This window comes from Acrocarpospora catenulata, assembly GCF_018476525.1.
Classification (GTDB): Bacteria; Actinomycetota; Actinomycetes; order Streptosporangiales; family Streptosporangiaceae; genus Acrocarpospora; species Acrocarpospora catenulata.
This window is the reverse complement of sequence record NZ_JAHCST010000017.1, coordinates 43,456-57,349: the sequence shown is the minus strand read 5'-3', so window position 1 is coordinate 57,349 and position 13,894 is coordinate 43,456. Positions and strand designations below refer to the sequence as shown.

Below are 13,894 nucleotides of genomic sequence, written 5' to 3'. Positions count from 1 at the left end.
GACGTCACCCCCTTCACGTGTGTCACAGAAGTGACGCCGTGATCTGGTTCAACGTTCACCCAGCAGACCGATTGGGCCTGGAAATCGTAAACGGTCACAAGGGGATCGGGACAGACGAAAGGCCCCGGAGATCGCTCCGGGGCCTTGATCGTGATGTGTCAGGCGCGGAACCTGCGCCGCCGGTTCACGAACAGGACGGTGCCGCCGATGCCGAGCAGCAGCGCCGCGATGCCGATCACCGGGAGCACGGACGGTCCGGTGAAGGGCAACTGCGGCAGGCCAGGCCCGCCCCCATCCGGAACGTCCGGAACGTCCGGAACGTCTGGAAGGTCCGGAACGCCAGGGACGCCAGGTCCGCCCGGCCCGAAGCCCCCGCGGCCGTACGGCCCACCTGGGTAGCCGGGGTGACCGGGCTGGTACGGGCGGTCAGGCCCGAACGGGTGACGGGGGGAGCAGCCCCCGCCGCCGTGGCCCCGCCCCGGCTCGCCGGTGTCGCCGGGCCCGCCACAGCAGCCGGACCCACCGTGCGAGCGGCCCGGGTTCCCGGTGTCGTCCGGCACGCCGCAGCAGCCGGATTTGCCGTGGGAACCACCCGGGGTTCCGTCCGGCGCGGCGCAGCAGCCGGATCCACCGTGGGAACGACCCGGGGTTCCGTCGGGCCCGCCGCAGCAGCCGGATCCGCCGTGCGAGCGGCCGGGGTTCCCCGTGTCCTCCGGCCCATTGGCCCAGCCGGATCCGCCGTGCGAGCGGCCCGGGTTCCCCGTGTCCTCCGGCCCATTGGCCCAGCCGGATCCGCCGTGCGAGCGGCCCGGGTTCCCCGTGTCCTCCGGCCCATTGGCCCAGCCGGATCCGCCGTGCGAGCGGCCCGGGTTCCCGGTGTCCTCCGGCCCGTTGGCCCAGCCGGATTCGCCGTGCGAGCGGGAGGTGTCCGCCCCGGGACGCCGCGGGATGTGGGGTCGGCAGGGCTTCTCCGGCTTGTCCGGCACGTGCTCCCGGGTCGGCCGGATCTGGATGCGCGCCGGCCGGACCACCAGGGTGCGGTCCTCGGCCCGGCTGCGCCGCCCGCTCGGGGTGGTCGCGATCACCTCGTTGGTGATCACGTTGTTCTCGCCCTGTTCCAGCACCCGGGCCACCACCGAGAAGTCCCGGATCTCCCCGGACTGCAGCCCGAACTTGGGCCAGCTGACCTGCCCGGCGTGGTGGCTGCCGCCCCCGGACACCGAGACGAACTTGAGGCGGTCGCCGAACCGGTCCAGCAGCGAGATGTCGTCCAGGTCCACCTCGCCGGTGTTCCGCACGGTGATGGTGTAGGTGAGCTCCTCGCCGGGCTGGGCGTCGGCGCGGCCGTCGGTCTTGCTCAGCGCCAGGCCGGTGGCCACGGTGACCAGCGTCTCGTCCAGCGCGGAGTGGCTCAGGCCCTGCGCGGTCGCCTCGCCCGAGGTGCGCAGCACCTGCCCGGAGCGGGCGCCGGCCGGCACGGTGGCCACGATGTTGAACCGCCGCTCCTCCCCTGCGGCGAGAGCGAACGGCGCCCAGGCCACCCGGCGGTCGCCGGCGGTCCAGGAGCCGGCGTGGTCGGCGGAGACGAAGCTCAGTCCCGCTGCCAGCGTGCTGGTCAGGCGCACGTCCTGGAGCGGGAGGGTGCCCGAGTTGGCGGCGATGACCGTGTAACTCAGGGTGTCGCCCCTGCCCGCCTCCTGGGCGTTGTCGGTGATGCGCACGGCGAGCTGGGCGGCTCCCACGAACGTCTCGTCGGTGGCGTCGGCGATCGCCCCCGGCGCGGTGGCGGTGGCCGTCGACTCGTACCGGGTGCCCGCCTCGGGCTTGTCCGGCACGCTGGCCCGCAAGGTGAAGGTGCGCTGCTCGCCCGCGCCGAGCGAGAACTTGGACCACGCTCCCGAGGTGCCCCGGCCGGTGCCCCCATGGGATGCTGCCAAGAAGGACAAACCGGAGGCCAGCCGGAGCCGGGTGTCAATAGCGGAGACCCGGTCCTCCCCCTCGTTGAGCACCGTCACGCGGTAGGTGATCTCGCTGTGCGGCCCCACGTACGTCCGGTTGTCGGTCACCCGGACGGTCAACGCCGGCTTCCGGCTGGGTTTGCGGCTGGCCGCCGCCGGTAGCACCAGCCCGACCACCACACCGACCAGCAGACAACCGATCAAGACCGGCAACCACCGTCTCCGCCCACGTCGAACCATGGCCATGTTAAGAAATCCCCCGATCCCCTTTGCGTGTTCACGCGATTACGGAGCGTAACAATTGCTTGTCGCTCCGTCGAGAGGCCGTTCCGCGCGCTGGGAGAGGCTTGCCCATTTTTGCCGGTGAAGGCCTGGACAATGGGGCCCTGAGGCGGCGCGTACCGTTCCCGGGCTGTCTGCTGGCCTTCACTCGAAGATGCTCACACTCTGTGGTCGCGGTCAGCGTCGCATGACATCTGATACGGGGGTCAATCCCCCATCTTCGGCAGCAACTGCCATAGTCTTCGCACCGCGACGGCCGTACATCTCTGATGGTGAGGACGGAATACCCCTTCACCGACGACCAGCTGGCCCTCGCCACCGCCGTACGCGGCGTGCTGGCCAAGCACTGCCCGCCGGGCGCGGTGCGCGCCGTAGGCACGGATCGGAGCGGCGAACGGCTGCCCGGGTGGCGGCAACTCGCCGCGGCCGGGCTGTTCGGGGTGCGCCGCGAGGGCCGCCGCCTGGCCGACACCATCCTCGCCTTCGAGGAGACCGGCCGGGCCGCCCTGCCCGGGCCCGTGGTGGAGACCGCCGTGATCGCCCCCGGCCTGCTTCCCGCCGACCAGCTCGACGAGCTGGCCCGAGGCGGGCTCCGCGTCTCAGCCCGCCTCGGAGATCAGGTGCACGTCCCCGACGCCGACCTCGCCGAGCTGCTCATCGTCGGCCACCGCGGCGCCGTGCACGCCGTCCCCCGCGACTCGGTACGGCTCACGCCCCAACCCGGCGTCGACCCCGTCCGCCGCCTGTTCACCGTGACCGACCCTCCCCCCGGTACCGAGATTGCCACCCGCGCCCAGAGCGTCCCCGCCCTCCGCGCCGCCACCGTGGCCGTCGCCGCCCAGCTGGTCGGTCTCGCCCGCCACCTGCTGGAGACCTCGGTCACCCGGGCCAGGACCGGCCCGTCCTACGCTGATCTCAAACCCCGGCTCGCCGACGTGGCCCTGGCCATCGACTACGCCGCCACCCACGTCTACGCCGCCGCCGCGGCCCTCGGCAGCGGGGGCAGCGAACCCGGTCCCGTCGTCAGCGCCGCCAAGGCCACCGCCGGACAGGCGGCCGCCGACGCCACCCGGATCGCGCTCCACATCCACGGCTCCATCGCCCGGAACTCCGACCTGTACCCCTGGCTCGCCCGCGTCTGGTCCCTGGCCTCCGCCTACGGGGCCACCGATCTGCACCGCACCCGGCTGACCACCGCGAATTCCGGGTCCGGGCGGTGGCTGCTCGATCATCGCCCGGAATCTCCCGGATCATGTCCGGGCTGGTGAGGGCATTCTCACTGGTGGGTTAGCAGGACTGGCAGAGTAATAAGCCTCCTTTCGCGCCCGAGCCGGGGAGTCCGCCGCGTCCTAATAAGATGCGCCGGCGGGTGTGGAGGCGGCCGCGGAATCTCATGATTCGCTCCTGTCAGTCGGTGGTTCGGAACCAGTGGAACTGCTGGGTCTCCTCGGGGTCCTGGGCGGGGAAGGGCTGGGTCTCCGCTTGGCGGGCGGCGGTCCAGCTTTTCTCAAGGGCGTCGGCGAGGCCGCCGCTCTGGTAGAGGTCGTGGTCCTGATGCTTGCGACGTCTGCCCTGGTAGCCGGGGCTGGGGTGCGGGGCGCTGTCGGCGCTGGGGCCGGCGTGGCGAGGGCCGGCCGGGTCGGGCGGGAGGTAGTAGACGGCGGTGGGTTCGGAGGTCCGCCGGACCGGGGGCGGCGGAGGGGGCGTGGGGGTGGAATCGGTGCGGCGGTGTTTGGGGTCGTTCGCGGGCCGGGCGGCCGCCCGGGCGCGCGAGCGGGTACGGGGAGCCGGGCGCGTGGCGGAGGCCCCGGCCAGGCGGAGGCGGCGGGCGCGGGTCTTGGTGTAGGAGATGGCCACGATCGCCACCAGGACGGGGGCGAGCAGGGCCGAGGCGCCCAGGCCGCCGGCGGGGAGTTCCTGGATGGCGGCGACGGGGATGGACGTCAGCTGGCTGAGCAGGCCCTCATCCTTCTTCGGGGCCTGCTTGGGCTGGTGTTTCGGAGCAGGCTGCTGCGCCTTGTGGGACGGCTTCGCGGGTTGTTCCTTTGTCTTGCCCTGTTCGGAGGTCTTGCCCTGTTCCGGGGTCTTGCTCTGTTCGGGGGTCGTGCTGTGTTCGGTCTTGCGGGGGTGGGGGGTGCTTGAGGCGGTCTCGTCCGGCGGAGGGGGCTCGTCCGGTTGGGGGAAGTCGGGCCCGGGGTCGTCCTCGATCAAGATCTCCGGGTCGGTCGTGTCGTATCCCGGGAACTCGCCCTGCTGGTCCTGAGGACGCTGGTCCTGGGGACGCTGCTCCGGCTTGCTCCCGTGCTCCTTGTTCCGCTCGGTACGGTCCCGAGCAGGAGCCGATTCGGCCTCCTGGCGCTGCTTGATCTTGTCCGGGTAGCCGTACCCGACGATGGTCTCCGGACCTCGGTTCTTCTCCTTGACGTAGTAACCGTCGACGTTGCCCTCGATGGTGGTGATCCGGTTGCCGTGCACGGCCGTGACGATGCCGACGTGGTCGATCGCGTCGATGGAGTCGCTGCCACCCCAGTCGAAGAAGACCACCGCGCCAGGCTTCGGGGTGTAACCCCAGGCGTCCTGCGCCTGGAACCAGCGCGCGTGGTCCACGGTGTACGCGAAGGTGCCGAACCACGACTCGTAGCCGAGCTTCTTCGCTCCCCAGGAGAGGAACATGTCGCACCACGGCTGGGTCGAGTAGTCCGCGTCCTGTTCGACGTTGTTGTACCAGTCGCCGAACTTGGTGTACCCGTCCGGTTTTTCGGTGTAGCCGATCTCTTTCGTGAGCAGGGCGATCAGCTTGTTCATCTCGGGGCTCATGAGCAGCAGGGGCCTGCCGTTCCGTCCGGGGGCATACGGTCATAAGAGACAAAATCTCCTGAAAAGGGATGTTCAATGACATACCAGTACGAAGTCAACGAACTTTGCCCAAACATGACCAAAAAGCCCCAGTGATCGGGAATCAATCACTGGGGCGACGGCGGAACGGCTAGCGCAGGATGGGGCCCGGCGAGTCCTGGGTGGTCGAGGGCTCGTCGTCGGGCTCCGGGCACGCGGGACCCTCGATGGTGAACGACCGGCTCGCGGAGGCACCCCCGGGCGACGCGGTGACCGTGATCGTCCGGACATCGGCGAACCCGCACTGCGGCTGCTTGAAGGAGGCCGAGAACTCCCTGCTGTACTTCTTGTCCCCTTCCAGGGTGGCCTGCTGCTCCGGTGCGCTGAGCCGAAGCGTACGCCCCTGGTAGGTGAGTTCCTGCGTGATCGTCACATTGAGCCGCACCGGCGCCGTGGACCCGGAGGTCAAGTTGACCAGCCCGGTGTACCCGTTCCATGAGCCGATGGCCACCGCCGGGGGCGCGCACTTCGGCCCGGTGACGGTCACCTCCTTGGTCTGCGGGCCGTTGGCGGCGGCCGGGGTCGTGGTCACCCGTACGCTCAGCCGGGCACTCGTCTCACAGGCGACCTCGCCCAGGTCGGGGGCCTTGACGGTCAGCGGGTACGCCTTCTTCCCCGACACCGTGGTCGACTTGGCCCCCATGCCCTTGCCGTCCCTGGTGAACTCGGCGACCACCTTCACCGGCCCCAGACCATCGGTCTTGACGTCGATGCCCGCGGACTTGCCGTCCCAGCCGGAGATGGCGACGCTCTCCACGGCCGGCGGCGGGCAGGGCTCCCCCTTGACCTCCTTGCTCTTGCTCACCGGCCCCGCCTTCGGCACGGTGACCACGGTGATCCGCCGCAGGACGCTGGTCCCGCAGGCGGGCGCGGTGAACGCCGCCTGCACCACCGGCGTGTACGTGGTCATCCCCGACAGCGGGAGCACCTGATCCGGCCGGGCCACCAGATGATCGGCGTCAGGCCCCTCCGCGAACCGCACGGTCAGCGTGACCGGCCGCGACCCCGACGCGCGCACCCGCAGCGCCGCCGACTGCCCGTCGAAGGACGAGATGGCCAGCCCGGTCACCTTGATCGGGGCGGCGGTGGCGGTCGCCGTCGCGGTGGCCGTCACCGTGGGCACGGGTTCCGGTTCCGTGGTGCCCGGCGGCTGCGCGACCCCGGGTGCCTGCTTGGTGGGCTCGACGCTCGCCTCCTCGGGCGGCGCCGGGGTCGTCGCCGGCTCGGCCGTCTCCTCCTCCGGGGACTCCGGGGCCGGGACGGCGGGCGAGGACCGGGTGGTCGGCGGTGTGGTGAGCGTGGTTCCCTCCGCCACCGGCGTCTGCCCGTTGGAGGCCACCAGCACCGCGATCACCGCCGCCGCGATCAGCGACCCGCCGATGGCGAACCGCGGCGCGAACGCGCCCAGCCGGTCCGACAGCACGGTACGCGCCAGCGAGGTGCCCACCTGGGGCGTCTCCGACGGCCGGGCCAGCGGGAAGAACAGCGCCAGCAGGGTGGCCAGCTCGGCCAGGTGCCGCCGCCCCCGCTCCTCCCAGTCGGTCCCGTACGCGGCGACCGCCGCCGCCTCCAGATCGGCCACGAACGCCCGCGCGGTCGGCGGCCGGTCGATCGGGTTCTTCGCCATGCCCCGCCCGACCAGCGCCCGCACCGAGGAGGGCACCTCCATGGTCGGGATGGGCGCGTACAGGTGCGCGTGCCGCAGCCCCGCCACATGGTCGGCCCGGTACGGCCGGCGCCCGGTAAGACACTCGAAGAACACGCAGGTCGCCGCGTACACGTCGGTCGCGGGGCTGGACGGGTTGGCCTGCCACTGCTCGGGCGCCATGTACGCGGGCGTGCCCGAGGTCACCCCCGACTCCCCGCTGTGCGCGGCGATGCCGAAGTCGGCCAGCTTGCTGAAGCCGTCCGCCTGGATGAGCACGTTCTCCGGCTTGTAGTCTCGGTGCACGATGCCCTGCGCGTGCGCGGTGGACAGCCCCAGCAGCGAACCCTTCAGCACCACCAGGGCCGCCTCCGGGCTGGTGGTGCCGTGCTCGGCCAGGATGCGGCGGAGCGGCACCCCGTCCACCAACTCCATCACGATGGCGGCGTCGCCGTACGGGGACTGCACGTACTCGTAGAGGCGCACGATGTTCGGGTCCTGGAGCTCCACCATCAGGCGGGCCTCGCGCTGGAAGCCGGCCAGGAAGCCGGGGTCGGTACGGAGGCGCTCGCCCAGGTACTTGATCGCCACGTAGGCGCCGGTGGACGCGTAGGTCGCCAGCACGACCCTGCCACTGCCGCCGACGCCGAGTTCCCGTACCTCCCGGTATCCCGGGACCACCCACGCGCTCACCGAACCCCCTTCAGTGGGCACCCGGCGAAGACGCATCTATCGCCGCGTACTCATACGAAGGTCTCACCTGGCCGCCAGCTTGTCACCGGAGCAGAAATGTCACCTATTAGCTGCAAACCGAATGGGTATGGCCGACCGGACGTGCGTCCGTCATTTCCGGTGAGGCCGAAAGGGGTGCCAATCCGGGTTTCTCGGTACGGTGGAGGCGCTTACGCGGAGCCGTACGAGGAGGAGCCCGATGGCGGCTGGCCCGCTGCACCCCACCGACCCGCGCTCGCTGGGCGGCTTCGACGTGGTGGCCCGGCTGGGCGAGGGCGGTCAGGGCATCGTCTACGAAGGCTGGGCGGTCTCCGGCGAGCGGGTCGCCATCAAGGTGCTCAAGGGCGGCACCGATCCCGACACCCGCCGCCGCCTAGCCCGCGAGCTGGCCGCCGCCCAGCGGGTGGCCCCGTTCTGCACCGCCAGGGTGCTCGCCGCCGACCTGGACCGTGCCGAGCCCTACGTGGTGAGCGAGTTCGTGGCGGGGCCGTCCCTGCACGAGCGGGTGCGTGCGGGCGGGCCGTTGCAGGGCGGGGACCTGGACCGGCTGGCGGTCGGCACGGCGTCCGCCCTGGCCGCCATCCACGCCGCCGGGATCGTGCACCGTGACTTCAAACCGGGCAACGTGCTGCTCGGGCCCGACGGTCCCCGGGTGGTCGACTTCGGGATCGCCCGCCCGCTGGACGCCGATACCGCGACTTCGCAGCTGGCGGGCACGCCGCCGTACATGGCGCCCGAGCAGCTGCGCGGGGAGCCCGCCTCGCCGGCCGCCGACGTGTTCTCCTGGGCGGCCACCATGGCGGTCGCGGCGACCGGGCGGGCGCCGTTCGGCATCGACACGGTGGCGGCGGTGTTCCACCGCATCCTGAGCCGGCCCCCGGACCTGACCGGGGTGCCCGACAGTCTTCGGGGGACGCTGGAAGCCTGCCTGGCCAAGGATCCGGCGCGGCGGCCGACGGCGAAGGAGCTGATGATCCGGCTGGTGGACCCGGACGCCCACCAGACCCGGGTGGGGCCTCCGCAGTTCACCGCGCCGGCCACCGCGCCCACCATGGCGGCGGGAATGGCGCCGACGATGGTGGCGGAGACGGCGCCGACCCTGGCGGCCGAACCGGGGATGCCCCCCGCCCCCCGTCGCCCGCGCCGCAAGGTGGCGGCGCTCACCGGGCTGGTGGCCGTGGTCGTCGCGGCGGGTCTGGTGTACGGAACGGTGCTGCTGGAACGGGAGCGAAACGGCGGTACCCCGGCCGCCGAAGTGACCGGTTCCGGCGAGCAGGCTTTGGACAGTGCCGAACCAGCCGATTCGGGGAGCACCGGTGACGCGGAGAACGCGGGCGGGTCGGACGACACAGGGGCATCGGAAAGCGCCGGTGCGTCGACCGCCCCGGCAGCCGCCGGTTCCGGGGTGCCGCAGGCGTTCGCCGGGTCCTGGGAGGGCGAAGTCACCTCCCAGGACACGCGCAAGGACACCTACCGGCTGGCCCTCACCCTGGAGGCGGGCAACCCGGCGGGCCGGATGGTCCGGGACCAGTGCGACCAGGTGGTCCAGCTGACCCGGAACCGGAGGAACGCGATCGACATGACCCTGGAGCAGAAGGACCTGTGTATCGGGGGCGACATCACGCTGACCCTGGCCGCCGGGGGAAAGGTGATCTTCGATGGACAGGAGGGCGGCAGCGCCCTGGCGTACCGGGGAGAACTCAGCCGCCGCCCGTGAGCCCCGCCGCTCAGCCGCCCCGGACGATCTGGAAGGAGTACGGGCCGGTCTTGGCCGTGTTGGAGCGGACGATCAGCGCGTACTTGCCGTCCCCGTTGGAGAGTGGCAGGTCGGACTCGTACCCGCAGAGCGGGATCGGCATCCGGGCGTTGGCGATCTCGGTGTAGGCCGCGTCCACCAGCTCCAGCTCGATGGCGGTGCAGGCGCCGGTGCCGCCGATGACCTTGATGGCCGAGGCGCCGTCGGAGTCGAACTCGAAACGCTCGACCCGTCCGGAGACGTCCAGGCGTCCGGCGCCCGCCGGGGAGCCTTCGCCGATCTTCATGCCGATGGCGACCGGGAAGGTGCGCGGCTTCACGGTCGCGATGCGGAAGCCGTACTGGCCGACGACGTTGGTGTCGCCCCAGATCTCCAGGCGGTGGGTGCCGGACTTGGTGAACTTCATCACCCAGGTCCCGAAGGACAGGCTCAGGTTCGGCAGGCCGACCGGTTGGTCGTCGACGTCGGAGAAGGCCTGGAACTGGATGTTGTCGCCGTGCATGTCGGCGATGTAGAACTCGCGGGCATCGCCCAGGTCGAGCTTGAAGACGTCCTTCTGACCGGCCCGGGTGAGCTCGGCCGAGACGACGCTGCCGTCGGTGAGGGTGCCGCCGGGCTGGACGGTGTTCCCGGTCGCCGCACCGGTGTCCGTGGACTGCTCAGTGGTCTCTTCGGTGGTCTCTTCGGCGGTCGTTGTGTCGGAGGTCTCGACGGGGGCCGCGGCTTCCTGGGTGGCGGTGCTGACCACCTCGGGGGTGGCCGCGTCGCCGGCGTTCGAGGCGGGGTTGATGGCACCGCATCCGGCGAGCGTCAGGCTGAAGAACACAATTGCGACGGCTGGCTTCGCCAGGCGGGAGACGGAGGGAGAAATCGTCATGTCTCCGATTCTCGCCAGGCCGCTTACAGCGGGGTTGAGCGTCGCTAACGATAAGTTGGCGCGATGACCGTTCTGTTCCCCGGTGTCGCGCTCACCGATCATGTGTTCACCGTTCCGCTCGATCATGACGATCCCAGCGGTGCCACGATCGAGGTGTTCGCGCGGGAGGCGGTCGATCCGGCCCGGCGCGGTGACGATCTGCCCTGGCTGCTCTTCCTGCAGGGCGGGCCAGGGGGGCAGGCGCCGCGACCGCTCGGCGGGGACGGGTGGTTGGGGCAGGCGTTGCGCACGCATCGGGTGCTGCTGCTCGACCAGCGGGGGACCGGCCGGAGCAGCCCGGTCACGGGGGTGACCATCGGCGGCTTCAGCGACGCCGCCCTAGCCGACTATTTGCGGAATTTTCGGGCGGATTCCATTGTCGCGGATGCCGAGATCATCCGGCGGCGGTTGATCGGTGACCGTCCCTGGGACACGCTGGGGCAGAGTTACGGGGGATTCATCACGTTGACGTACCTGTCGCGGGCTCCCGAGGGCCTGCGGACCTGTTACGTCACGGGTGGGCTGGCGGGGTTGGACGCGACGGCCGACGACGTGTACGCGCGGACCTACCCGAAGGTGATGGAGAAGGTGCGGCGGCACCTGTCCCGCTTTCCCGAGGATGAGGGGCGGATTCAGGCCATCGCCGAGCATCTCCGTACCACCAAGGTGGTGCTGCCCGACGGGGACCCGCTCACCGTGCGGCGGTTCCAGATGCTGGGCATCGAGCTGGGCAGCGGGGACGGCTCCGAGCGCCTGCACTGGCTGCTGACCGAGGCGTTCCACGGGTCCTCGCTCTCCGACGAGTTCCGCTACGAGGTCATGGCCGAGACCAGCTTCGCCGCCGGGCCGCTCTACGCCGTCATGCACGAGTCGATCTACGCCCAGGGGGCGGCCACCAACTGGTCCGCCGATCGCCTGCTCCCTCCGGAACTGTCCGAGGACGCGAACCCCGTGCGGTTCACCGGTGAAATGATCTATCCCTGGATGTTCGACGACATCCGCGCCCTCCGCCCCTTCCGGTCGGCCGCCGACCGGCTGGCCGCCGTCGACGACTGGCCGGCGCTCTACGATCCGGTACGCCTGGCGGCCAACGAGGTGCCGGTGGTGGCGGCGGTCTACTTCGATGACATGTACGTGGACACGGCGTTCTCCCTGGAAACCGCCCAACGAGTCGGAAATGTCCGTACATGGGTGACGAATGAGTACGAGCATGATGGGGCGCGGGTGTCCGGGGGGCGGGTGCTGGCGCGGTTGATGGACATGGCGACAGGCCACATATGAGCGGAAATAAGGCGATGGGTCCTCATATTTGCCGATAGGTTAATATCGGCAACGATCATGGCGGTTTGGGAGGACCGATGGAAGCGGAGCAGGCACCGGTAGGAATCGATCCCGCCGTTCCGAGCGTGGCGCGGATCTACGACTACCTGCTGGGCGGCAAGGACAACTTCGCCTCCGACCGGGCCGCGGCGCAGAAGATCATCGACCTGACCCCCAACGTCCGGGAAGGCGTGCAGGCCAACCGGCGCTTCCTCAGCCGCGCGGTCCGCTTCCTGGCCGACACCGGCGTCCGCCAGTTCCTGGACATCGGCGCGGGCCTGCCCACCCAGGAGAACGTCCACCAGGTCGCCCTCAGGGCCAACCCCGACGCGCGGATCGTCTACATCGACAACGACCCGATCGTGCTCGCCCACGGCCGGGCCCTCCTTGAGGACAACAAGCAGACCATCGTCCTGGACGGCGACCTCCGCGAACCCCGGGCGATCCTGGACGACCCCCGGGTCAACGCCCACCTGGACTTCACTCAGCCCGTGGCCGTGCTCCTACTCGCCGTCCTCCACTTCATCCCCGAAGACGACCTGGCCGAGTCCATCGTCGGCACCCTCCGCGACCGCCTCGCCCCCGGCAGCGGCCTCGTCATCAGCCACCTCTCCTACGGCGACCTGGACGAAGACCAACTGGCCGAAGGCCAGGCCGTCTACACCCGCACCAGCGCCGGGGCCGTCCGCCCCCGCTCCCACGCGCAGATCCTCCGCTACTTCGACGGCTTCACCCTCGTCGAGCCCGGCCTCGTCTCCACCGACACCTGGCGCCCCGACCCCCGCCAGCCGCAACTCCCCGCCCTCCCCGGCGTGGACGGCTACACCGGCGTCGGCCTGCTTCCCTGACCTCTACCGCCCCCCTTAACCCCTGAGCCGTCAACTCCGTTGCGAGGCAACGGCCTCGGGGCGTAGGTCGGACAGGGTCAGCGGGTGGGCAGGCAGGTCGGGGAGGATCACCCGGCAGGTCAGCGTGGCGTCCGGACCCGCGTGGAGGAGTTCGCCGGATTCCAGCATGCGCCAGTGGGGGTCGTCGTCCATCTGCTCGCTCGCTACGACGACGGTGGACGTGGTGCTCAGGTCGGGCGAGCGTACGTGGATACGCCCGCCGGTTCCTGCGTGTTCGAGGTCGCGGTCGCAGGGTTTCCGGGACAGCACGTGGAGCTGGTGGGTGCTGGGATAGCGGAGGGCCCACAGGTCGTCTTTCGTGATCAGGATCAGGTTGAGGGCGAACAGGGGAAGCTTGTCCGCGATCCAGCGAGCGGCGCTCTCGATGGCGGCGCCCACGTCCCCGCCGTTCTTCCGGGCCTCCCGAGTGATCAGCGCGAACACCCGCTCAGAATCGGTGTCCCCGCTCACCAGCGCCATGTCCTCCCCCAGATACTCGTCAAGCAGATCAAGCCCCTCAACCACCCCGTTGTGCGCGAACAACCGCCCATCCTGCTCAAACGGGTGAGTGTTCCGCATCTCCAGCCCACCCGTGGACGCGTACCTCACATGCGCAATAAAGGTGGTCGACTCCACCTCCCGCGCCTCTTCAGCAAAACACCGATCCTCATAAGCCGCGATAGGCGCCTTGTACACCCGCGGCCTGCCATCCTCCCCGAAGTACCCCAACCCCACACCATCCGGCTCACGCCGACTCTGCACCATCAGATTGTCCGGCGCCTCCAGCAACCAGAAGGTCGCCCGACTACGCCGAGAAGCACCACTCAACCCAAACAACCGACACATCCCGGTTCCCCCGTCATCCCAGCTCAGCCCGGTGCTGGACCCTGCCCTCTCCTCTCTGGGTATTCCGACAAACGTTCCTCCCGGACGCCTCCCTCGAATCGGACTTATCAACCCCGATAGGAAGGCTTGACGAGACCCTTGTCCGGCCCGCTCGCCCTGGCGAGACGAGGCGGTAGCGCCCTCCGTCGGAGCGGATGGTTCTCCGGGCGCGGTGGTAGAGATGGGGACCTGGGCAGGCGGTGAGTGAGTCCATCTGTGCGGCGGACGATCAGGCTGCACACGAACGATCGGTCGCCGGGAGGGCTTCCACCTGCCAAGGGGCAGCTCTCCAGGTCCAGATTCCTTTTCGGCCCTGCCACTAGGAAAACTGTTGCCGCTCATCCCGACGATCCCGTCTCTGATCACCGGGATTGCGCTTCTTAAGCGAACAGGAGCCTGGATTCGTCGGATTTCCCCACCGCTGGGTGGACGGCATGGACGCACTGGACGTAGCTCACTTGACACTGAACCTCGTCAAGGACGGTCTCTTTGAGCGAGACGATGCAGGTCACAGGCTTACAAAGCGATCAACTCAAGATTTTCGAGCGTTTCAGGCACGGCGGTGGTGCGTCCGGTGGGGAGTGCCCGCCTCCCTCTGGAGGCGGGCACTCCGTGCGG

Annotated in this window: 9 protein-coding genes; 4 read left to right on the top strand and 5 right to left on the bottom strand. The window is 70.2% G+C overall.

Features of this window, described 5'->3' with window-relative positions; translation table 11 throughout:
* Positions 1-158 precede the first annotated feature (158 nt).
* Complete coding sequence (locus KIP79_RS19720) at positions 159-2,171, bottom strand: DUF11 domain-containing protein (protein WP_214106329.1); 2,013 nt, start codon at positions 2,169-2,171, stop codon at positions 159-161.
* Between the two features lie 338 nt (positions 2,172-2,509).
* On the opposite strand from KIP79_RS19720, the gene KIP79_RS19715 reads away from it, so the two are divergent.
* Entirely contained in the window at positions 2,510-3,508 is a 999-nt protein-coding gene (locus KIP79_RS19715) for an acyl-CoA dehydrogenase family protein (protein ID WP_214106328.1), read from the top strand.
* A gap of 139 nt (positions 3,509-3,647) precedes the next feature.
* On the opposite strand, the gene KIP79_RS19710 is transcribed toward KIP79_RS19715, so the two are convergent.
* Both KIP79_RS19710 and KIP79_RS19705 read right to left on the bottom strand, forming a co-directional pair.
* Positions 3,648-5,057 (bottom strand): CHAP domain-containing protein, encoded by a 1,410-nt coding sequence (locus tag KIP79_RS19710; protein WP_214106327.1) that lies wholly within the window; start codon positions 5,055-5,057, stop codon positions 3,648-3,650.
* A 169-nt stretch (positions 5,058-5,226) separates the two neighbouring features.
* A complete protein-coding gene (locus KIP79_RS19705; protein WP_214106326.1) occupies positions 5,227-7,473 on the bottom strand; it encodes a serine/threonine-protein kinase in 2,247 nt (748 codons plus the stop codon).
* A 238-nt stretch (positions 7,474-7,711) separates the two neighbouring features.
* Here KIP79_RS19705 and KIP79_RS19700 point away from each other — a divergent pair, with 238 nt between their 5' ends.
* Positions 7,712-9,229 carry a serine/threonine-protein kinase gene (locus tag KIP79_RS19700; protein ID WP_214106325.1) on the top strand — a complete coding sequence of 506 codons (1,518 nt, stop codon included), beginning with the start codon at positions 7,712-7,714 and terminating at the stop codon, positions 9,227-9,229.
* 10 nt (positions 9,230-9,239) lie between these two features.
* Here the strand turns inward: KIP79_RS19700 and KIP79_RS19695 are convergent, their stop codons facing one another.
* Positions 9,240-10,145, bottom strand: a complete 906-nt coding sequence (locus KIP79_RS19695; protein ID WP_214106324.1) for a hypothetical protein — start codon at positions 10,143-10,145, stop codon at positions 9,240-9,242.
* 63 nt (positions 10,146-10,208) lie between these two features.
* On the opposite strand from KIP79_RS19695, the gene KIP79_RS19690 reads away from it, so the two are divergent.
* Both KIP79_RS19690 and KIP79_RS19685 read left to right on the top strand, forming a co-directional pair.
* Positions 10,209-11,465, top strand: a complete 1,257-nt coding sequence (locus KIP79_RS19690; RefSeq protein WP_214106323.1) for an alpha/beta fold hydrolase — start codon at positions 10,209-10,211, stop codon at positions 11,463-11,465.
* A 77-nt stretch (positions 11,466-11,542) separates the two neighbouring features.
* Positions 11,543-12,352, top strand: coding sequence for an SAM-dependent methyltransferase (locus tag KIP79_RS19685; RefSeq protein WP_214106322.1), 810 nt, complete (start codon positions 11,543-11,545; stop codon positions 12,350-12,352).
* Between the two features lie 30 nt (positions 12,353-12,382).
* On the opposite strand, the gene KIP79_RS19680 is transcribed toward KIP79_RS19685, so the two are convergent.
* Positions 12,383-13,237 carry a class II glutamine amidotransferase gene (locus KIP79_RS19680; RefSeq protein WP_250213504.1) on the bottom strand — a complete coding sequence of 285 codons (855 nt, stop codon included), beginning with the start codon at positions 13,235-13,237 and terminating at the stop codon, positions 12,383-12,385.
* Between the last annotated feature and the right edge of the window lie 657 nt (positions 13,238-13,894).

Bases quoted from the DNA above. Each gene is read 5' to 3' on its own strand.
- KIP79_RS19715 (WP_214106328.1), top strand. From the start codon at position 2,510: ATGGTGAGGACGGAATACCCCTTCACCGACGACCAGCTGGCCCTCGCC.
- KIP79_RS19710 (WP_214106327.1), bottom strand. From the start codon at position 5,057: ATGAGCCCCGAGATGAACAAGCTGATCGCCCTGCTCACGAAAGAGATC.
- KIP79_RS19700 (WP_214106325.1), top strand. From the start codon at position 7,712: ATGGCGGCTGGCCCGCTGCACCCCACCGACCCGCGCTCGCTGGGCGGC.
- KIP79_RS19695 (WP_214106324.1), bottom strand. From the start codon at position 10,145: ATGACGATTTCTCCCTCCGTCTCCCGCCTGGCGAAGCCAGCCGTCGCA.
- KIP79_RS19690 (WP_214106323.1), top strand. From the start codon at position 10,209: ATGACCGTTCTGTTCCCCGGTGTCGCGCTCACCGATCATGTGTTCACC.
- KIP79_RS19685 (WP_214106322.1), top strand. From the start codon at position 11,543: ATGGAAGCGGAGCAGGCACCGGTAGGAATCGATCCCGCCGTTCCGAGC.
- KIP79_RS19680 (WP_250213504.1), bottom strand. From the start codon at position 13,237: ATGTGTCGGTTGTTTGGGTTGAGTGGTGCTTCTCGGCGTAGTCGGGCG.